This is a genomic window from Agromyces sp. Y182 (assembly GCF_059445385.1).
Genome location: NZ_JCAIUF010000001.1, coordinates 1,662,959 through 1,682,492, shown reverse-complemented (window position 1 = coordinate 1,682,492; position 19,534 = coordinate 1,662,959). Strand labels below are relative to the sequence as shown.

The window sequence follows — 19,534 nt, the reverse complement described above, 5'->3', positions numbered from 1 at the left end:
TGGAGTGACCATGGATGCCCCCGACGAACTCGTGATCGTGCCGCACACGCACTGGGATCGCGAGTGGTACGAGCCGCACGATGTCTTCCGGTTGCGGCTCGTGCACATGCTCGACCGGCTGCTCGACACCCTCGAGGCCGATCCCGGCTACCGCTTCACCCTCGACGGGCAGGCCGCCGCGATCGACGACTATCTCGAGATCCGTCCCGAACAGCGCGAGCGCGTCGTCGCGGCGGTCGACCGCGGGCAGCTCGCGATCGGACCGTTCCTGATCCTGCTCGACGAGTTCCTGTGCGACGGCGAGACGATCGTGCGCAACCTCGAGCTGGGCTTGCGCTCCAGCCGCCGCATCGGCCCCGAGATGCGGGTCGGCTACCTGCCCGACATGTTCGGCCACGCCGCCCAGATGCCGCAGCTGCTGCGCGGGTTCGGGCTGCGCGATGCGGCGCTCTGGCGCGGAGTTCCCGCCCGCATCGACCACCACGCCTTCGCCTGGACCGCACCCGACGGGTCCACGGTGCGCACCGAGTATCTGTTCGACGGCTACGGGAACGCGCTCGACCTGTTCGCGCTGCCCGGTCAGCTCGACGCGCTCGTCGCCGAGTACGGGCGGGCGGTCGCGAGCTGGTACGGCTCGGACCCGATCCTCGGCATGCTCGGCACCGACCACAGTGCACCGCCGGCCGACCTCATGCCGCTCGTCGAGGCCGCCAACGCGTCAGGCGCAGGCGGCATCGGGCTCACCGTCGACACGATCGAGGGCTACGTGCGCCGCGTCGCGCCCGAGTGGGCCGCGGGCGACGACGAAGCGATCGCCGAACTCCCGGTCGTCGACGGTGAGCTGCGCGCGCACGTGCGCGGCAACCTCCTGCCGGGCGTCTTCTCGATTCGCACGAACCTCAAGCAGGCGATGACCGATGCCGAGCGCCGGCTCTCCACCGCCGAGCGCCTCGACGCCGCGTTCGGCGTCGACGACCACCGCGCGTTCTTCGACACCGCCTGGTACCGGCTCGTCGAGAGCACGGCCCACGACTCGGTCACGGGATGCGGCGTCGACGCCACCGCCGACGAGGTCGAGGGCCGCCTCGCGACGGCAGGCCATGTCGCGCGCGGCGTGATCCTTCGCACGATGGAGCGGCTCGCGGCATCCGTCACCCCTGATCGCCATGTCGTGGCGAACCCGGCGGGCTTCGCCCGGCGTGCTCACGTCGAGATCCGCCTGCACGACCCCGAGCGGCTCGAGCTCGGCGCCGGCGTGCAGCTGCTCGACGCGCTGCCCGAGGTGCTCGGCGACGAGCAGCTCACGACCGCCGAGCTGCCGAAGCTGCTGAATCGCATCCACGGGCGCGAGCTCTTCGGCCAGCTGATCAACGCGTGGCGGTTCACCGATGACGGGCTGCGCTTCGAGGTCGCTGAGGCGCCCGTCGGCGACTTCGACCTTGCGGCCTTCACCGAAGAACTCGAACACCGCATGGCATCGGATGCCTCGGGCGAGCGTCGCTGGCACGTGGAGATCATCGCCGATCCGCGCCGGCGAGCCGTGGTCGGCATCGACGTCGGCGGCATCGGAGTCGCGAGTCTCGATCCGGCGACGGCTCGGGCAACGGATGACCCGGTGACGGTGTCGGCTCGATCGCTCGCGAACGAGCAGCTGACCGCGACGGTCGACGATCACGGCGCCGTGCGCATCGAGGCCGCCGACGGCACGGTGCTCACCGACGTGCTGCGCCTCGTCGACGAGGGCGACCGCGGTGACTCCTACAACTACGGACCGGTCGACCCGGCGACCGCGGTGACCGACCCGACCTCGGTCGAGGTGACGGTGCTCGAGTCGGGGCCGATCCGCGGGCGGCTCAACGTGCGCCGCCGCTACGCCGTGCCGGTCGGCCTCGACACGGTCGATCGCGACCGGCGCTCCGCGACATCCGTCGAGCTCGTCGTCGACACCGTGCTCGAGCTGCGCGAGGGTGAGCCGATGCTGCGCGTGCGGGTCGACTTCGTGAACCCCGCCGCCGACCATCGCCTGCGGGTACTCGTGCCCACCGGGGTCGCCGAGCTCACCGGCTCGTCGGCTGCCGGGCAATATGCCGTGACCGAGCGCGGGCGCATCGGCGAGGGCGGACCTGTGGGCGAGTACCCGCTGCCGACCTACCCCGTCGCCCGGTTCGTGCACGCGGGGCATGCGAGCCTTCTCGTCACGAAGCACTCCGAGTACGAGATCGTCGCGGACCCGCCATCGGGCGTCGACGCGATCGCACTCACGCTCGTGCGTGCCGTCGGCATGATGAGTGTCAACGTGCATCCTCTGCGCGACGAGCCGGCCGGTGCCGAGTTCCCGGTTCCCGGCGCGCAGTATCTCGGCACCGCGGTGTCGACCGAATTCGCGATCCTGCCATCGGTTGCGGGCTGGGCGGAGTCGAGCGCAGCCCGCTGGGCCGAGCTCGTGCGGGTCGAACCCGAGGTCGTGCGCGGCACCCGCGGCGGGCCCGCGGTCGTCGGCGGTGTCGCCGGGGCAGGCGGTGCTGCCGAGGCAGCCGAGTTGCCGACGACGCCCGCCGTCGAGGTGGCGAGCGACGTCGTGCTGGAGTCGCTTCGCACGGTGACGGATGCCTCGGGTCGCCCGATCTCGGAGGCGCGGTTCGTCAACTACCGGGCAGAACCGCAACGGCTCGCTGCGGCGGCATCCGGAATCTGGGATCGCACTGACCTCACCGGCGCCGTGCTAGAGCCCGACGTCGATCTCGAGCGATTCGTCATGGGCGCGGCGCGCATCGAGACGTTCCGGCGACGGGCGGGCGACACGCCCCCCGATCTCGGGTGAGGCGGCCCTCCCGCCGAACGTCTACTCTCGACTGTCAGAACATTCGAACAACTGGAGAAACCCATGGCGCAGGTGGAGCAACGCCTCCCCGTCGAGTTGTTCCTCGACCTCGACCGCTCGGGGCCGGTGCCCCTGTACTACCAGATCGCGAGTCGGCTCGAGCAGGCGATCCTCGACCAGACGCTTCCCGCGGGCGCCAGACTCGAGAACGAGGTCGCGCTTGCGGCCCGGCTGGGCCTCTCCCGCCCGACGATCCGGCGGGCGATCCAAGACCTCGTCGACAAGGGCCTGCTCGTGCGGCGCCGGGGCATCGGCACGCAAGTGGTGCACGGCAAGGTCACCCGCAACGTCGAACTCACGAGCCTCTACGAAGACCTCGAGCGCTCGGGGCAGAAGCCCGAGACGCGAGTGCTCTCGGTTGAGATCACGACCGCCGAGGAACCGGCGGCGGACGCGCTCGGAGTGCCGGTCGGCAGCACGGTGCTGCACGTGCATCGCCTGCGCAGCGCCGACGGCGTGCCGCTCGCGATTCTCGACAACGTGCTGCCCGAGCAATTCACCGACCTCGACCTCGAGTCGCTCGAGAAGCACGGCCTCTACCAACTGCTGCGTGCCCGCGGCGTGACGATGCGCGTCGCGAAGCAGCGCATCGGCGCCCGTGCGGCGACCGGGCATGAAGCCGAGCTGCTCGACCTCTCGCGAGGGGCTCCCGTGCTCACGATGTCGCGCACCGCGTTCGACAACTCGGGCGTCGCCGTGGAGTTCGGCCAGCACTGCTACCGGCCCGACCGCTACTCGTTCGAGGTCACACTCGTCGATCGGTGAGCGGCGTGCCAGTGCCAGGGGTGCGCCGCAGAGATTCAGGAGATTCTGGAGTATGGGGCCTGTAGGGGCGCTGTGGGCCGGGATCTCCTGAATTTGTCGGCCGCAGACAGGTGCAGCGGATGCCGGGCGCCGGGCGGCGGTGCGGGGTGCGCCGCAGAGATTCAGGAGATTCTGGAGTATGGGGCCGGTAGGGGCGCTGTCGGCCGGGATCTCCTGAATTTGACTGCCGCCGAAGGATGCAGCGGATGCCGGGGGTGCAGCAGGTGCCGGGTCACCAGCCCCTCGCCCGCGGCTCAGCCGAGCAGCGGCCGCTGCTGCTCGCGAGCCGCCTCGTACTGCGCACGCGCCGCCTGCACACTCGGGGTCGCGGATGTCTCGGCCACGGGCACATCCCACCAGCCGCCGCCGTCGGGGCCAGACAACAACGGGTCGCTCTCGATGTGGATGAGCGTCGACGTGGGCGACGCCTTGGCCGTCGCCATCGCACGGCTGAGTGCGGCGATGGCGTCGGGGCCCGGCGCGATCTCGATCACCTCGACACCGTAGCTGCGAGCGTTGGCGGCGAGGTCGACCGGCAGTGGCTCGGTGCCCTGGAAGTTGCGTGCCGCTGGGTCGTAGCGGCGATACCTGGTGCCGAAACGCTGTCCGCCGACCGACTCCGAGAGGTTGCCGATCGAGGCGTAGCCCTGGTTCTGCACGAGCACGACGATGAGCTTGTGGCCTTCGGCGACCGCCGTCACGAGTTCGGTGTGCAGCATCAGGTACGAGCCGTCGCCGACCATGACGATGACGTCGCGATCGGGCGCCGCGCGGCGCACGCCGAGACCGCCGGCGATCTCGTAGCCCATGCACGAGAAGGCGTACTCGACGTGGTATCCGAGCGGGTCGCGCACCCGCCAGAGCTTGTGCAGGTCACCCGGCAGCGAACCGGCAGCTTGCACGACCACGTCACGGGGGTCGCTCGCGGCCTGCACGGCGCCGATGATCTCCGCTTGGGCGGGGCGGTCGCGGTGCGAGGGAACGAATGCGGCGTCGACGACGGCGTTCCACGCCTCCCGCTCCGCAGCGACGACCTCGGTCATCGACGCGGCGACCCGGTACCCGGTGAGCTCGACCTCGAGCGCCTCGAGTGCCGTGCGCGCGTCGGCGATCACGGGCAGCTGCGTGCCGTGCTTGTAGGCATCGAAGGCCGCGACGTTGATGTTCACGAACGCGACATCCGGATGCTGGAAGGCGCTGCGGCTCGCGGTCGTGAAGTCGCTGTAGCGGGTGCCGATGCCGATCACGACATCGGCCTCGGCTGCGAACCGGTTCGCAGCGGTGGTGCCGGTGGCGCCGACCCCGCCGAGGTACTCCGGGTGATCCCACGGGAGCGACCCGCCGCCCGCTTGCGTCGTGGCGACCGGGATGCCGGTGGCCTCGACGAGCCGTCGCAGCACGTCTTCGGCGCCCGAGTAGAGCACTCCGCCACCCGCGATGATGATGGGCGAGCGCGCGCCGCGGATCGCCGCGACGGCACGCGCGAGCGGACCCGGCTCGGGCAGCGGCCGGCGCAGATGCCACTCGCGGTCGGCGAGGAAGGCGAGCGGCACGTCGAGCGCCTCGGCCTGCACGTCTTCGGGCAGGGCGATCGTCACGGCGCCCGTTTCGGCAGGATCGGTGAGCACCCGCATCGCGGCCAGCGCGATCGAGAAGAGTTGCTCGGGTCGCTCGACGCGGTCGAAGAAGCGCGACAGCGGTCGGAACGCGTCGGTGACCTGGATGCTCGGGTCGTGCGGCAGCTCGAGCTGCTGCAGCACCGGGTCGGCGACTCGCGTCGCGAACGTGTCGCTCGGCAGCAGCAACGCCGGCAGCCGGTTACTCGTCGCGAGGGCGGCGCCCGTGAGCATGTTCGCGGCACCCGGGCCGACCGATGCGGCGCTCGCGTACGTGGCTCGGCGCCGACGCATGCGGGCGAAGCCCACCGACTGGTGCACCATGGCCTGCTCGTTCCGCGCCTGGAAGTACGGCATGAGCTCGGGGTCGGCGGCATTCGACTCCATGAGGGCCTGCCCGAGACCGGCGACGTTGCCGTGGCCGAAGATACCGAACACCCCGGGGATCGTGCGCTCGCGGAGGTCGCCATCGACGGTCCACTGGTGAGCGAGGAACTCGACGAGGGCCTGGCCGACGGTCATGCGCTTCGTCGAGCCGTTGTTGGAGGTCACGGGCGAGGTCCTTTCGCATCACGGGTATAGGGCAGGCGGGCGTCGACGGGTTCGGACTCCCACGAGGATCGGACCCAGGCGTGCCCGGGCTCATCGGTGATGTGCCACACGCGCTCGCCGGGGCCCGCCATGATGTTGAGGTAGTAGAGGTCGTTGCCGGGCGGCGCGGCCGCCGGCCCGTGGAAGCCGCCCGGGATGAGCGCCACGTCGCCGCTGCCGACGCGCTCGTCGAGCTCGATCTCCGTCGCGGCCGACGAGGTGGCGCTGAAGAGTGCGTAGGGCGACGCCGCGCCCGCGCCCGCGTCCGTACCCGTGCCCGCGACGGCGACAGCGACGGCGACGGCGTCAGTCGACTCCGGCGGCGCGACCTCGAAGTAGTAGATCTCCTCGAGCTGCGATTCCCGCCCAGCCAGCTCCTCGTCATGCTTGTGCGGCGGGTACGACGACCAGTTGCCGGCCGGCGTGATCACCTCGCAGACGATCAGGCGCTCGGCGTCGAGCACGGCCGGGGTGCCGAGGTCGTGCACCTGGCGGCTCGCACGCCCGCGACCGCGAAGTTCGACGGGCACTCCGTCGCGTTCGATGCGGCGAAGCGGATGCCTCGTGGTCGCCGGCGCCTCGGCCACCGCGACGCGGCCAGTGCCCGAAAGCGTCGCACGCGTTCCCGGCGGCAGGAAGAGGGTGTCGGTGGGGCCGTCGAAGACGGATGCGCGGCCCTCGAGTTCGACCTCGTGCAGCACGCCGTCGTCGGTGTGTGCGCGCACGCGGCATCCGCTCGTCAATGGCACGATGAGCCGTTCGACCTCGCCCGCGGGCAGTTCGACCTCACGACCGGCGAGCTCGGCGACCCGCAGCCCCGTGTGCTGCCAGCCGGGAAGCGACGAGTCGACGACGATGTCCCAGCCGTCGCGGGCGAGGCTCGCTCGCGGGTGGAACCAGGGGTCGTCGTTCGGCCGGGTCGGCTTCGCCTTCGGGGTCGTGCTCGACTGGTCGGTCACGGATGCTCCTTCGAATCTCGTCGGCGCCGCAGCGCCGCGCCGTCACGTCGTCAGTGCTCGTGCACGAGTGCTGCCGCAGTGTCGACGGCGCGCTGCACGTCTCCGTCGGGAGGATAGACGAGCGTGCGGCCGACCACGAGCCCGCGGACGCCGGGCAGGGCGAGTGCGTGCTGCCAGCTGGCGTACATCGCCTCGGGGTCGCCGCCGCGTTCGCCGCCGAGCAGCAGAGTGGGCAGCGTCGTCGCCGCCATCACCCGCTCCATCTCGTCGACGACCGGCAGCTTCATCCAGGTGTAGGCCGAACTGGAGCCGAGGCCCGCGGCGATCGCGACGGAGGTGATGACGGCGTCGGCGGTGAGATCGTTGACGCTGCCGCCGCCGCGGAGTGAGCTCATGAACGGCTCGACAATGATCGGCACGCCGGCCTGCGCGGCAGCCGTGACGGCCGCTGCACAGGCCTCGATCGTCGCCGCCGAGCCGGGGTCCTGCAGGTTGATGCGCAGCAGCGCCTTCGCGACATCGAGGCCGTCGCGCACGATGCCGTCGATGTCGTAACCCGTGAATCGGTCGTCCATCTCGAAGCTCGATCCGCGGAGCCCGCCGCGATTCATCGAGCCGACGACGACCTTGCCGTCGAGTGCGCCGAGCAGTGCGAGGTCGTCGATGATGTCGGGGGTGCCGAGCACGCCATCGACGCCGGGGCGGCTGAGGGCCAGGGCGAGTCGGTCGAGCAGCTCGTAGCGGTCGGCCATGGCCATGGGCTCATCGCCGACGCCGAGGGCCCCGCGTGCCGGATGGTCGGCCGCGAGGATGAAGAGCCGGCCGTTCTCGCCGAGCAGGGGTCGTCGCGAGCGAGCGGCGTGGGCCGCCGCGATCGCCGCGGGGTCGTTCGCCCGCTGGTCGCGAATGGCGGCGAATCGGTCGTCGTCGACGAATCGTCGAACGGTCTCAGGATGCATCGGCGGCCCCTCCGTCGCGTGCGTGCTCGGGTTCGAGGGTGATCCCGGTGGCGCTGCCTGCGCCGGTTCGCTCGCGGGTGTCCGCGCCCGCGCCGGTGCCCGCTCGCTCCCGGGCGAGCTCCTCGACCTCGGCGGTCGTCGGCATCGCCGTCGAGCACTCCCTGCGGGAGGCGACGATCGCACCGGCGACGTTCGCGAAGGCGATCGTGCGCTCGAGCGGCCACCCCGCGAGCAGGCCGTGGCAGAACGCGCCGCCGAATCCGTCGCCGGCGCCCAGCCCGTTGACGACCTGAACCGGGAAGGCGGGCGACTCGACGGTCTCATCGCGTGTCTTCGCGAGTACGCCACGAGGGCCGAGCTTCACGACGGCGAGCTCGATGCCGCGATCGAGCAAAGCGTCGGCTGCGCGGTGCGGGTCGCGTTCGCCGACGGCGACCTCGCACTCGTCGAGGTTGCCGACCGCGACGGTCACCGAATCGAGGGCGGCGGACACCTCGCGCCGGGCCTCATCGACGGAGCGCCAGAACATCGGGCGGTAGTCGAGGTCGAGCACGGTGAGCGGCCGCCGATCGCGGGCGAGCCACGCGGCGTGATGGGCGGCCCGGCTCGGCTCCTCGCTCAGGCCGGTCACGGTCGACCAATAGATCTTCGCCGAGCGGATGTCGTCGAGCGGCAGGCTCTCGGGCGTGATCTCGAGGTCGGGCGCTTTCGGCTTGCGATAGAACGTCAGCGGAAAGTCGTCGGGCGGGAAGATCTCGCAGAACGTGAGCGGCGTCAACAGCTCGGGCACGGTGGCGACGAATTGCGGGTCGACCCCGAAGTTGCCGAGTTCGCGCCGGATGTATCGGCCGAACGCGTCGTCACCGGTGCGGGTGATCACGGCGCTCCGGCGCCCGTGCCGGGCGGCGGCGATCGCGACGTTCGTGGCGCTTCCGCCGACGGACTTGCTGAAGAGCTCGGCCTCGTCGAGATGCACGCCGTCGCGCGTCGGATAGAGATCGATGCCCACACGTCCGATGGTGATGACGTCGAAGGGCGATGCTGTCGTGGTGGTCATACTGCGTCGTACAACTTTCTGCCGGTGCCGCGGGCGGTAGAAGCAGTCTACACAGAATGTCCTAACAAAGTGGAACGAGCGGATGCCCCGGACCTCAGCCGCGGCATCCGCTCGCCGTTGCTCAGCTCGCCGGCGTGATGTTGTGGTTCTGCCGGAACACGTTGCGCGGATCGAGCTGGGCCTTCACGCGACGAAGCCGCTGCAACGTCGCCGGCGGGTACATCGCCCGGATGACCTCTTCGCCGGTCTCGACCGAGAAGTTGCCGTAGACGCCGCTCGTGAACGCGAGGGCTGCGTCGTTGCCGGCTTTCACGGCCGCCACCTGCTCAGCCGGTGCATCCGTGGGCAGTACCCCGTTGACGATGAGGAACGCCTCGGCGTCACGGTGGGCGATCGCCGTGGCATCAGGTGCCACGCGCGAGAACGCGCCGCCGAGAGCGCGCAGCATGGCCATCGTCGGCACCTCGCGGTCGTATGCGGCGGCGACCGCATCGAGCGCTGCATCGGAGAGGTCGGGCACGAAACCGTTGCCACCGACGAACTGGAGCGGCGGCCGCCCGGGTGGGGCGTCTTCGAGCAGGTCGCCGTAGGCCACCGGCGCGAGCGAGACCTCGGCGACCGACGGGAGCGCGAGGAGCGGTGCGAGCAGCTCGCGAAGTCGCTCTTCGCTGCCCTGCAACGCGACGCCCAGCTGTGGTCCGGCGGGCACGCCCGGGGCGAACGCCGGCATCAGCATGAGCGTCGAGTTCAGCTCGTCGGGGCCGCCGCGCATGATGTCGCACCACGCCCGCAGCACCGCCGGCACGTCGGACCGGTCGAACCGCACGTGACCGCCGACGAGGCCGTCGGCGGGCGCGGCCTGGAAGACGAACTGCGTCACGACGCCGAAGTTGCCGCCGCCGCCGCGGAGCGCCCAGAACACCTCGGGGTGCTCGGTCTCGTTCACCGTCAGCACCTCACCGGCTGCGGTGACGAGCTCGGCCTCGCGGAGCGCGTCGATCGCGAACCCCTGCCCGCGGACCAGCCAGCCGATGCCGCCGCCGAGGGCGAGGCCGCCCACGCCGACGTCGCGCGTGTCGCCCGAACTGATGCCCAGACCGTGCGGGGCGAGTGCTGCGGCGACATCGCCCCAGCGGGAACCGCCACCGACGGTGACGAGACCGTCGTCGCCGACTTCGATGGCCGTGAACTCGGCGAGGTCGACGACGAGGCCGTCTTCGACGGGAACGAGGCCGTGGCCGCCACTGCGCACGGCGATCGGAAGGCCGGCTGCCGCCGCGAGGGCGACAGCGGTCGCAACTTCTTCGGCGGTGTGCGGTCGCACGACCGCTTCGGGTTCGCCGACGCCGGCGAAGACGGTACGGCCGGCGTCGTATTCGGTTGCGCCGGGACCATGGGCCCGGCCTGGAATTCGCTCACTGAGATCGGAGAGAAGAGACATTTCGCCAGTCTGGCAGCGGCCTGCGACATCCGGAATGCTGCTCGCTCAGCGCTGAATCCGTGCGTTCGCATGCTCATCGATCGGCTTCGTCGAGCTCCTCGCGGATCTCACAGCTCACGAGCGGCGGTGGTAGCGGGCGGTGCGACGATCGCCCTCGATCACGAGCCCAAACGTACCGCTGCTACCGCACGGTCGTAGAGCGCCCCCAGATCACCCGCGCCGCCGCCGCTGACCCAGAGCTCTCCTGCTACATCCAGGCAAGCGATCGCACTTGCGACGACCGCGACGGGTGCCGGGTCCGACAGGTCGTCTTCCGCGAGTCCGAGGCGACGCCGAATGTCGGGCACCAGTAGTGACTGCCAATGCAGATGCTTCTCGATACTGCGCGCCCGCAGGGACGGCGTCCCGTACATCATCGTCGCGATCTTCAACGTGACCTCGGGATCGATGGCGAGCGCATCGACCGCGTGCAACGCCTGCCGAAGTGCTTCCCAAGGGCCGACCGTCGAGGGCACCTCCTCGAGCGCATCCCGCATGAGTTCCCCCTGGCTCGCCAGATCGCCCAGGACGATGTCTTCCTTGGTGCCGAAATATCGGAAGAATGAGCGGCGCGAGATGCCCGCTGTCGATGCGATCTGATCTATCGTCGTCTGCTCGAAACCTTGATCTAAGAACAGCCCCATCGCCACCGTCGTGATCTCCGCATATGCCGCCTGACGCGATCGTTGCCACAAAGTCGATTCAGTGTTCACCCCAGTAGCCTACGCCGGATGCCTGGTTGACACTCAGTGCCACATAGGCATACATTCTCCATGTGGTCGCGGATCGCGCCTTTCACCCCACGGATATCGGAGCAACTCGTGCCCGCATTGGACTACCCGAAACACACCATCCTCATCACTGGAGCGTCATCAGGCATCGGCGCGACCTTCGCTCGCGCACTGGCCGCTCGTGGGGCCAACCTGGTGCTGGTCGCCCGGCGCCGGGATCGCCTTGATGCACTCGCCGCCGAACTCAGGAAGGCGCACGGCGTGACGGTCACCGCGATCACTCAGAATCTTGGATTGGCATCCGTAGGCGTTGAGCTTTCGGCGGCGGTCGCTGCGGCAGGGCTCCACGTCACGGGCGTCATCAACAACGCGGGCTTCGGCACGTTCGGCGACTTCGTCGAGGAAGACCCCGAGCGTCTCGGTCAGGAGATCGCCGTCGATATCAGCGCACCCGTCCAAATCAGCTCTGCCTTCCTGCCCGACATGATCCAGGCGGGCGAGGGCTTCCTGATCAACGTCGCCAGCATGGCCGCTTACACGCCCACCCCGCGGATGGCCGTCTATGGAGCGGCGAAAGCGTTCGTCCTGAGCTTCACCGAGTCGCTCTGGGCTGAGACCCGTGCATCGGGAGTCACCGTCTTCGCCCTGTCGCCCGGAGCGACGAGCACAGAGTTCAACGCCGTCGTCGGAACAGACGACGCCACCGCGGGCGCCCGGATGCGGACACCTGACGACGTCGTCGCCACCGCACTCGCCCACCTCGACCGGCGCAACCCTGGCCCGAGCGTGATCGACGGCTCGTCCAACCGGATCGGCGCGAACATCGGCCGAGTGATGAGCCGGCGTAGTACCGCCGCGATGATGCATCGCCTCACCGACCCCGCCCGCCGCCATTGACCGATGACGCCTCTCATGAAGACCGCCATCGTGACCGGCGGATGCCGCGGCATCCGCTCGCCTCGAATCACTCGCCGCTCGGGTGCGCTCCCGCTGCGTCGATGACCCATGCGTACGCGAACGCCCGCTCGCGCCACGCCGAGTAGCGCCCAGAGACGCCGCCGTGCCCGGCCGCCATCTCGATCTTCAACAGCGGCTCGGCGCCGACATCCCGAAGGCGAGCGACCCACTTGGCCGGCTCCACGTAGAGCACCCGTGTGTCGTTCAGCGAGGTCACCGCGAGGATGGGCGGGTAATGCCGCCCGCCATGGGCCCCGTCGTGCACGTTCTCGACGGGGGAGTACGACTTCATGTAGTGGTAGACCTCTTCGTCGTCGAGCGGGTTGCCCCACTCGTCCCATTCGATGACCGTGAGCGGGAGCGACGGATCGAGGATCGACGTCAACGGGTCGACGAACGGCACCTCGGCGAGGAACCCCGAGAAGTGCTGCGGCGCGAGATTCGCGACGGCTCCGACGAGCAGCCCGCCGGCGCTGCCGCCCTGGGCGACGAGCCGGTCGGGTGCCGTGATGTCTTGATCGATGAGGTGCCGAGCCGCTGCGATGAAGTCGGTGAAGGTGTTGCGCTTCTCCAGCTTCTTGCCGTGCTCGTACCAGAGGCGGCCCATCTCGCCGCCACCGCGCACGTGCGCGATGGCGAAGATCATGCCGCGATCGAGCAGCGAAAGGCGAGGGATGCCGAAGCCGGGGTCGGTGGAGTATTCGTACGAGCCGTAGCCGTAGAGCAGCGTCGGGGCGGGGGTGCCGAGGTCGACGAGGTCGTGCCGGTAGACGAGCGAGATCGGCACCCGGGTGCCGTCGTCGGCGATCGCCCACTCGCGGCGCTGGGCGTAGCGAGTCGCGTCGTAGTCGCCGAGCACGGGCTGGCGCTTGCGCAGCTTTCGTTCGCCGGTGGCGACGACCACGTCGTACACGGTCGACGGCGTCACGAAGCTCGTGAAGCCGATGCGCAGCGTCGGCTGCGCCCAATCGGGATTGCTCGCGAGCCCGACCGAGAACAGCGCCTCGTCGAACGCGAGCTCGTGCAGAGTGTCGTCGGTGGTCGCGCCGGCCGGCAGCCCGGCCGGCGGCACCTTCGCGATCGCCACACGTGGCAGACCCTCGCGCCGGTACTCGACCGCGACGAAGTCGCGGAACGCGTCGACTCCTTCGAGTCGCACGGCGGGATCGTGTGGCAGCAGCATCCGTCGCTCACCCTGCGGGTCGGATGCCGCGACGCTCACGAGCTCGAAGTTGACGGCTCCGTCGTTGTGCACGATGAGCAGGCGATCTTTGCCGCCGGCGACGATGTGTTCGACGTCGTACTCGACCCCGTCCTTGCGCGGCCACACCACGGCGAACTCGCCCGTCGGCTCTGCCGCGTCGAGCAGCCACGTTTCGCTCGTGACGTTCGAGCCGGCCTCGATGAGCAGGAACTTGCGGCTGCGGGTGAGGCCGACGCCGAGCCAGAACCGTTCGTCGGGTTCGGTGAAGACCGAGACGTCATCGGATGCCGCGGTGCCGACTTCGTGCCGCCAGATCGTGTCGGGCCGCCATGACTCGTCGACCGTCGCATAGAAGACGTAGCGGCCGCTCGGGTCGAACGTCGCGCCACCGGCCGTGCCCTCGATGACGTCGCCGTACTCGCGGCCCGAGTCGTCGAGCGAGCGCAGCCGGATCGTGTAGCGCTCGTCGCCCTCGATGTCGATCGCGTACAACAGGGTGGACCCGTCTGGGGTGACGTCGAAGCTGCCGAGCGAGTAGAAGTCGTGGCCGGCGGCCTCGACGTTGTCGTCGAGCAGCACCTGTTCGCCGGGGAGCGATGAGCCCGTGTCTCGATACGCGTCGCCTTCGGCGCCGCTACTCGACAACCGATCCGTCACCGGGGGTTCCCAGTCGTCAGGGCCGGCGGCCGGCACCCGGCAGTGGATGCCGTACTGCTGCCCCTCGACCGTGCGGGTGAAGTACCACCAGTCGCCCTCGCGCGTGGGCACGCTGAGGTCGGTCTCTTGAGTGCGGGTCTTGATCTCCTCGAAGATCTGCTCCTGCAGGATCGCGAGGTGCTCGGTCTTCGCCTTCGTGTACGCGTTCTCTTCGTGGAGGTGCGCGATGACGGCCGGGTCGTCCTTCTCGCGCAGCCACTCGTAGTCGTCGACGACCACGTCGCCGTGGTGCACGCGTTCGATGGGTCGCTTGTCGGTCTTCGGCGGAGTCAGCACGCTCCCACGGTACGCCCCCGCGACGGCTCGGCAGATCACGGAGGGTGTTCGCGAAGCAACGTCGACTGAGGTGACCGCCGACGACTTCACGGTGCCCGCAGGCGTGGCGAAAGGCGAGTTCGTGGGGCAGGCGCTCTTCGCCTGAGCGTCCCCCGATCTGGCTCTTTCCGGCGACCGCGAGATGTGGTTGGGTGAGCCATGGACTCCGGTGAGGGCGCCGCGAAGCCGTTCAACGGGCGGCTTGCGCTGCTCCTCGCGATGGCGATGTTCGTGCTCGTCGTCGATACCTCGCTCATGAACGTGTCGATCTCCGCGGTCGTGGAGGACCTCGACACGACCGTGAGCGGCGTGCAGGGTGCCATCGCGCTCGAGGCACTCGTCTCCGCCGCGTTCATCCTCATCGGCGGCAAGACCGGCGACCTCATCGGTCGGAAGCTCGCCTACGTCCTCGGGCTGCTCGGCTACGCCGTCGGCGCGATCGCCATGACGCTCGCACAAGACCTCACCGCGATCATCCTGTTCTGGGCGATCATCGGAGGGATCGGCGCGTCGCTGCTGCTCCCGGCGATGCAATCCCTCATCCACGGCAACTTCGAAGGCGCGCAGCAGAAGCGCGTGTACGCCCTCGTCGGCGCCTCAGCCGCGATCGCTGCCGGCGTGGGCCCGTTGCTCGGCGGCGTCATCACGACGTTCCTCTCCTGGCGGGTGGGGTTCCTCCTCGAGGCGGTCGTCATCGCCGTGGTGCTCTCGGGCATCGGGCTCGTCAAGGATGTGCGCTATACCGGCTCGCGTGCGGTCGACTGGGTCGGTGCGGTGCTCTCGGTCGTCGGCATGGGCGGCATCGTGCTCGGCATTCTCGTGTGGCAGGAGGGCGGGCAATACGTCGCCCTCATCATCGGCGTCGGGGCGATCGCGCTCGTCGGGTTCGTGTGGTGGCTGCGGGAACGCAAGCGACGCGAGCGCGCGACCCTCGTCGATCCGGTGCTGTTCGAATCGAAGGTGTTCAAGGCGGGGGTGAGCGGTCAGCTCCTGCAGCAGATTGCGCTGGGCGGTTCGATGATCGTGCTGCCGCTCTACCTGCAGATGGTGCTCGGGTACAACGCACTGCTCGCCGGTCTCTCCATTGCGCCGCTCTCGCTCAGCATGTTCGCGGTCGCACTGGTGGCCGGGAAGCGAGCGAACGGACGTCCGAGCTCGATCATCCTGTGGGGCTTCGGGCTCCTCGTCGTCGGCTTGGCCGCGGTCGTGGTCGTCGTGCCGCGTGCCGACTCCGGATGGTGGCTCGCGATTCCGCTGGTCGTCGCCGGAGGCGGGCTCGGGCTGCTCGTCTCGCAACTCAACAACTACACGCTGTCGCCGATCTCCGACGAACGGGTGAGCGAGGCGGCGGGCGTGAACTCCGCCGCGGGTTCCTTCGGGCTCTCGTTCGGCCTCGCCTTCGCCGGCGCCATCATGCTCGCCGTGCTCGCCTTCACGTTCACTGCTCGCGCGGAATCGAGCGCGGTGCTCGAGCCCGCGGAGCAGCAGCGCGTCGCGGTTGCCCTCGAGGAGGACGCCCAGCTGATGTCGGACGAGCAGCTCGAGGAGCTGCTCGTCGACCAGCCCGACGACGTGCAGGAGGAGATCATCGCGATCAACACCGAGTCCCGGCCGATCGCGTTGCAGGTCGCCTTGCTCATCCCGATCCTCGCGGGACTGCTCGGCATCATCACCGCCGTGCGGATGCGGCGGCTGCCCGACCCGAAACCCTCATCGGCCGCTGAGGGAAGCGTGCTCGGCTGACCGCGGAGCTCATCCTGAGCCAGGCGCCGCTCGGTGCGGGTGACCCGGGCGGTGCGGCATCCGGCGACTGAAGGCGCTCATCGCCATGGCGGTGCGCCGCCGCCGCTGCTGCTGCTCACTCGGTTGACTCCTTGACCTGCCAGCGGCCGTCGCCCTGGTCGATCAGCACACCGCTCACTCTGGCCCCATCGCGCTCCGCCGAGAATGCGATGGGCGGCAGTCGCTTGTCGGAGAGGCTCAGGCCGCCGCTGAACGTGGGTGAGACGTACCCGAGTTCTTCGAGCGCCTGCGTGCGCGCCTGGGTGTCCCAGATGCCCGAGAGGGTCCAGGCCATCGCGCCGGCGGTGAGCGCCGAGACGAGGAAGAGCACGAATCCGAGTTCGCGTACGGGCTTCGAGCGGCGGCGCGTGCCGAGCACGGAGACGACGACGCCGATCGCGAGTGTGACCACGGGAATCGCAACAGGCCACGGGTTCCACGGGGTGATCGTGACGATCGCATCGACTTCGGCAGCGAAGCTCACCCGGTCTTGGTCCAGTCGAGGTTGATGACGTCGCCGATGTAGACGTTCTCGCCGAAGTCGTGCACTTGCGGGTTCATCCGCAGCAACTGCTGCTGCGGCAGGTCGAAGCGCTGGGCGATGTCGAAGAAGTGGTCGCCCGAGACGACGGTGTAGCTGATGGGCATGCCCGAGCCGTCGAGCACGGGGGAGCCGTTCGCACCGTCGCCCGCGCCGAGATCGACGGCCGGACCCGGCTCGTAGACGGGCGCAGGCGCGTTCGGCACCGGGTCGGGAGCGGGGGCAGGCACGGGCTCGGCGGGCGGAGCCGCGACCGGCGTCGGAGTGGGAGTGGGAGTGGGAGTGGGCTTCGGCGTCGCGGTGACGGTCGCGACGATGGTGACGGGCGGCGGGGTCGGTGCAGCGACGCACCCGCTCAGCGCGAGCACGCCCGCTGCTCCGAGCACTGCACCGAGACCGAGAGCGGATGCCGCTCTCCTGCCGATTGCTCGCTTCACCGGGCCTCCCGACCGTAGGGCGGCGCACCGCCCTCGGCGCACCGGTCGGTTCACACTATGGGTCGAGTCGGGCTTCCGACAAGTGGCCGATGGTCGTATTCGCATCGGGATTCCGGCAGTTCGCGTCATCTCGGTGCGCCGCGTGGCGAGAGCCGGTCGAGGATCGCGGCGCGGATGCGCGTGAGCCCTTCGCTGAGCTGCGTGTCGCTCGGCGCCGCGTAGCCGAAGACGATGCCGGGCTGCCCCTCGCCGGGCACCGCCGAGTAGTCCGGGAGCGGCGCGACGGCGACACCTTCGGCAGCGAGTCGGGCGACGACGGCAGCGGATGTCGCGGCATCCGGCAGTCCGATGACCGCGTGCAGCCCGCCGTCGAGCCCGGAGAGCGGGGCGCCGGGCAGCCCGTCGAGCGCGGCGAGCACGAGTCGGCGTCGGTGGGAGTACTCGCGCCGCGAAACCGCGATGTGCCGGCGCACGGCGCCGCTCGCGAGCAGCGCGGCCATGGCATCCTGCGCGACGCCCGGCACAGGGCAGGGCTCGTCGGCGCGGGCGCGCGCGATCGCGTCGCGCAGCTCGGCGTTCGCCCCGGCGGGCGGCAGCACGAGGTAGCCGAGCCGGATCCACGGGCTGAGCACCTTCGAGAAGCTGCCGACGAGCACCACGCGCCCGGACTCGTCGAGCGACGCGAGCGCGGGTAGGGGCGGGCCGAGGTGTCGGAACTCGCTGTCGTAGTCGTCTTCGATCACGAGGGCGCCGGTCGCGCGCGCCCACGCGAGCAGTTCGAGCCGGGTTCCGACGGGCAGGCGACCGCCGAGCGGGTACTGGTGGCTCGGCGTGACCATGACGGCGTCGGCGCGGCGCGGCATCCGTCGCAGTGCGTCGAGGTCGAGCCCGTCGGCGTCGAGCGCGACTGGTGCGGTGCGAGCGCCGTGGCGCTCGAGGGTGCGGCGCGCCGACGGATAGCCGGGATGCTCGACCGCGACCACTGCGGCTCGCCCGGCGACGGACCCGAGGGCGGAGGCCGCGACCCCGAGCGCCTCACTCGTACCCGCGGTGATGACGACGTCGTCGGGCGCGCATGAGAGGCCTCGAGCGTGCCGCAGGTGGTCGGCGATCTCGGCGCGCAGTCGATCGACGCCGAACGGCGGCGGAGCAGTGGCCGGGATCTCGAGTGACGCGGCATGCCGCCAGGCCGCACGCCACGCACGTCGGTCGATGCGCGAGGTCGAGGGGCGACCTGGCAGGAGGTCGATGCGCGGCTCATCGACCGGCGCAGCGGATGTCGCGGCATCCGCTCGCTCGTCGAGCCCGTGAGCGCTCGCGACGCGCGTCGCCGCGGGGTCGAGCTCCGCGACGCGCGTCGCCGCTCCCTGCCGCATCTCGAGGTAGCCCTCCCCGGCGAGCTGCTCGAACGCCGCGACGGCTGCGCTGCGCGAGACGCCCAGTTCGTTCGCGAGCGCGCGCGTCGAAGGCACGGGGTCGCCCGGGCGGAGGGCGCCGCGGAGGATGCCGCGGCGCAGGCCGTCGACGAGCTGCACGACGATCGACTCGCCTGATGCGCGGTCGACGGTGAGGATCGGCCCGTCCATACGACTCCCGACTGGACTGGTGAAAGCTGCAGGAACTGGACTGCAGGTGCGACCAGTGTAGCGCCGAGACTCGAAGCATGACCACGATCGACCCCGCCGCCCCTGCACCCGCCGGAACACCCGCACCCCGCCGCATCCGCCGCTTGCCCGAGCGCCAGAGCGCCGACCGCGACGCCCTCTTCGAACTGCTCGACTCCGAACTCGTCGGCCACCTCGCCGCCGTCGTCGACGGTGCGCCGACCATCGTGCCGATGGGGTACGCCCGCGACGGCGAGCATCTGCTGGTGCACGGCTCGACCGGCGGCGGGTTCGCCCTGCGCGCGGCATCCGAACGCCAGACCGTGGCCTTCGCCGTGACCGCCCTCGACGGCCTCGTCTTCGCTCGTTCGCTCTTCGACAGTTCGATGAACTACCGCAGCGTCGTCGTCTACGGTGTGCTCGAGCCGGTCGAGGGCGAGCGAGCGGATGCCGCGCTCATCGCGCTCTCCGAACGACTCATGCCCGGCCGCTCATCCGAAGTGCGGGCCACGACGCGCAAGGAGGCCGCGGCGACCCGCGTGCTGCAGCTTCGCCTCGACGACGTGGTCATGAAGGTGCGTGCGGCCGGGGCATCCGAGGCTCCCGACGACGGCGAGGACCACTCCGTGTGGGCCGGCGTCGTGCCGCTCGGCAAGGTCTGGGGTTCGCCCGAGCGCTCGGCGCTCACGCCCGAGTCAACCCCGACACCCGCCTCGGTGGTCGCCCTGACGACATCGACCGGCCAGGGCCGCAGGCTTCTCTGAGGTTTCATCAGATTCCGTGAGTGCCCATCAGAAGGGAGGTGCGCGATGTTCGCCATTCTGTTCCTCGCCGCGTTCGGCCTGGTCGCCGCCGTGGCGGTCTCAGCCGCGATCGTGCAGTTCAGCCGTGACGGCTAC

Annotated in this window: 15 protein-coding genes; 5 read left to right on the top strand and 10 right to left on the bottom strand. The window is 70.1% G+C overall.

Annotation, left to right across the window (positions count from 1 at the left end; genetic code table 11):
• The first annotated feature begins 10 nt into the window (after positions 1 to 10).
• Positions 11 to 2,821, top strand: a complete 2,811-nt coding sequence (locus AC1C2R_RS07670; protein ID WP_495379548.1) for a glycoside hydrolase family 38 N-terminal domain-containing protein — start codon at positions 11 to 13, stop codon at positions 2,819 to 2,821.
• Positions 2,822 to 2,884: 63 nt separating this feature from the next.
• The gene (locus AC1C2R_RS07665; RefSeq protein WP_495351912.1) at positions 2,885 to 3,646 is read left to right on the top strand and encodes a GntR family transcriptional regulator; all 762 of its coding nucleotides are present in this window, start codon (positions 2,885 to 2,887) and stop codon (positions 3,644 to 3,646) included.
• A 293-nt stretch (positions 3,647 to 3,939) separates the two neighbouring features.
• On the opposite strand, the gene iolD is transcribed toward AC1C2R_RS07665, so the two are convergent.
• The 6 genes from iolD to AC1C2R_RS07635 form a co-directional block, all read right to left on the bottom strand.
• Positions 3,940 to 5,823, bottom strand: coding sequence for a 3D-(3,5/4)-trihydroxycyclohexane-1,2-dione acylhydrolase (decyclizing) (gene iolD / locus AC1C2R_RS07660; RefSeq protein WP_495380386.1), 1,884 nt, complete (start codon positions 5,821 to 5,823; stop codon positions 3,940 to 3,942).
• A gap of 26 nt (positions 5,824 to 5,849) precedes the next feature.
• Complete coding sequence (gene iolB, locus AC1C2R_RS07655; protein ID WP_495379547.1) at positions 5,850 to 6,851, bottom strand: 5-deoxy-glucuronate isomerase; 1,002 nt, start codon at positions 6,849 to 6,851, stop codon at positions 5,850 to 5,852.
• Positions 6,852 to 6,901: 50 nt separating this feature from the next.
• Complete coding sequence (locus AC1C2R_RS07650; protein ID WP_495379546.1) at positions 6,902 to 7,810, bottom strand: class I fructose-bisphosphate aldolase; 909 nt, start codon at positions 7,808 to 7,810, stop codon at positions 6,902 to 6,904.
• Complete coding sequence (gene iolC / locus AC1C2R_RS07645; RefSeq protein WP_495351909.1) at positions 7,800 to 8,867, bottom strand: 5-dehydro-2-deoxygluconokinase; 1,068 nt, start codon at positions 8,865 to 8,867, stop codon at positions 7,800 to 7,802. Before iolC ends, AC1C2R_RS07650 begins: the two co-directional genes overlap by 11 nt.
• A 121-nt stretch (positions 8,868 to 8,988) precedes the next feature.
• The gene (locus AC1C2R_RS07640; RefSeq protein WP_495379545.1) at positions 8,989 to 10,308 is read right to left on the bottom strand and encodes an FAD-binding oxidoreductase; all 1,320 of its coding nucleotides are present in this window, start codon (positions 10,306 to 10,308) and stop codon (positions 8,989 to 8,991) included.
• A gap of 158 nt (positions 10,309 to 10,466) precedes the next feature.
• A complete protein-coding gene (locus AC1C2R_RS07635; RefSeq protein WP_495379544.1) occupies positions 10,467 to 11,060 on the bottom strand; it encodes a TetR/AcrR family transcriptional regulator in 594 nt (197 codons plus the stop codon).
• A 108-nt stretch (positions 11,061 to 11,168) separates the two neighbouring features.
• On the opposite strand from AC1C2R_RS07635, the gene AC1C2R_RS07630 reads away from it, so the two are divergent.
• Positions 11,169 to 11,975: an SDR family NAD(P)-dependent oxidoreductase gene (locus AC1C2R_RS07630; protein ID WP_495379543.1), complete on the top strand. Its 807-nt coding sequence runs from the start codon at positions 11,169 to 11,171 to the stop codon at positions 11,973 to 11,975.
• A 67-nt stretch (positions 11,976 to 12,042) separates the two neighbouring features.
• On the opposite strand, the gene AC1C2R_RS07625 is transcribed toward AC1C2R_RS07630, so the two are convergent.
• Positions 12,043 to 14,232, bottom strand: coding sequence for a S9 family peptidase (locus tag AC1C2R_RS07625; RefSeq protein ID WP_495379542.1), 2,190 nt, complete (start codon positions 14,230 to 14,232; stop codon positions 12,043 to 12,045).
• Positions 14,233 to 14,430: 198 nt separating this feature from the next.
• Here AC1C2R_RS07625 and AC1C2R_RS07620 point away from each other — a divergent pair, with 198 nt between their 5' ends.
• Positions 14,431 to 16,014 (top strand): MFS transporter, encoded by a 1,584-nt coding sequence (locus AC1C2R_RS07620; RefSeq protein WP_495379541.1) that lies wholly within the window; start codon positions 14,431 to 14,433, stop codon positions 16,012 to 16,014.
• Between the two features lie 115 nt (positions 16,015 to 16,129).
• Here the strand turns inward: AC1C2R_RS07620 and AC1C2R_RS07615 are convergent, their stop codons facing one another.
• The 3 genes from AC1C2R_RS07615 to pdxR form a co-directional block, all read right to left on the bottom strand.
• Positions 16,130 to 16,537: a hypothetical protein gene (locus tag AC1C2R_RS07615; protein ID WP_495379540.1), complete on the bottom strand. Its 408-nt coding sequence runs from the start codon at positions 16,535 to 16,537 to the stop codon at positions 16,130 to 16,132.
• Positions 16,534 to 17,031 carry a LysM peptidoglycan-binding domain-containing protein gene (locus AC1C2R_RS07610; protein WP_495379539.1) on the bottom strand — a complete coding sequence of 166 codons (498 nt, stop codon included), beginning with the start codon at positions 17,029 to 17,031 and terminating at the stop codon, positions 16,534 to 16,536. Before AC1C2R_RS07610 ends, AC1C2R_RS07615 begins: the two co-directional genes overlap by 4 nt.
• A gap of 125 nt (positions 17,032 to 17,156) precedes the next feature.
• Positions 17,157 to 18,617 (bottom strand): MocR-like pyridoxine biosynthesis transcription factor PdxR, encoded by a 1,461-nt coding sequence (pdxR, locus tag AC1C2R_RS07605; protein WP_495379538.1) that lies wholly within the window; start codon positions 18,615 to 18,617, stop codon positions 17,157 to 17,159.
• A 77-nt stretch (positions 18,618 to 18,694) separates the two neighbouring features.
• Here pdxR and AC1C2R_RS07600 point away from each other — a divergent pair, with 77 nt between their 5' ends.
• Entirely contained in the window at positions 18,695 to 19,399 is a 705-nt protein-coding gene (locus AC1C2R_RS07600; protein WP_495379537.1) for a pyridoxamine 5'-phosphate oxidase family protein, read from the top strand.
• Positions 19,400 to 19,534 lie beyond the last annotated feature (135 nt).

Excerpts from the sequence above, each read along its gene's own strand:
- iolC (WP_495351909.1), bottom strand. The coding sequence starts at position 8,867 with ATGACCACCACGACAGCATCGCCCTTCGACGTCATCACCATCGGACGT.
- AC1C2R_RS07650 (WP_495379546.1), bottom strand. The coding sequence starts at position 7,810 with ATGCATCCTGAGACCGTTCGACGATTCGTCGACGACGACCGATTCGCC.
- AC1C2R_RS07600 (WP_495379537.1), top strand. The coding sequence starts at position 18,695 with ATGACCACGATCGACCCCGCCGCCCCTGCACCCGCCGGAACACCCGCA.
- AC1C2R_RS07670 (WP_495379548.1), top strand. The coding sequence starts at position 11 with ATGGATGCCCCCGACGAACTCGTGATCGTGCCGCACACGCACTGGGAT.
- pdxR (WP_495379538.1), bottom strand. The coding sequence starts at position 18,617 with ATGGACGGGCCGATCCTCACCGTCGACCGCGCATCAGGCGAGTCGATC.
- iolD (WP_495380386.1), bottom strand. The coding sequence starts at position 5,823 with ATGACCGTCGGCCAGGCCCTCGTCGAGTTCCTCGCTCACCAGTGGACC.
- AC1C2R_RS07665 (WP_495351912.1), top strand. The coding sequence starts at position 2,885 with ATGGCGCAGGTGGAGCAACGCCTCCCCGTCGAGTTGTTCCTCGACCTC.
- AC1C2R_RS07620 (WP_495379541.1), top strand. The coding sequence starts at position 14,431 with ATGGACTCCGGTGAGGGCGCCGCGAAGCCGTTCAACGGGCGGCTTGCG.
- AC1C2R_RS07640 (WP_495379545.1), bottom strand. The coding sequence starts at position 10,308 with ATGTCTCTTCTCTCCGATCTCAGTGAGCGAATTCCAGGCCGGGCCCAT.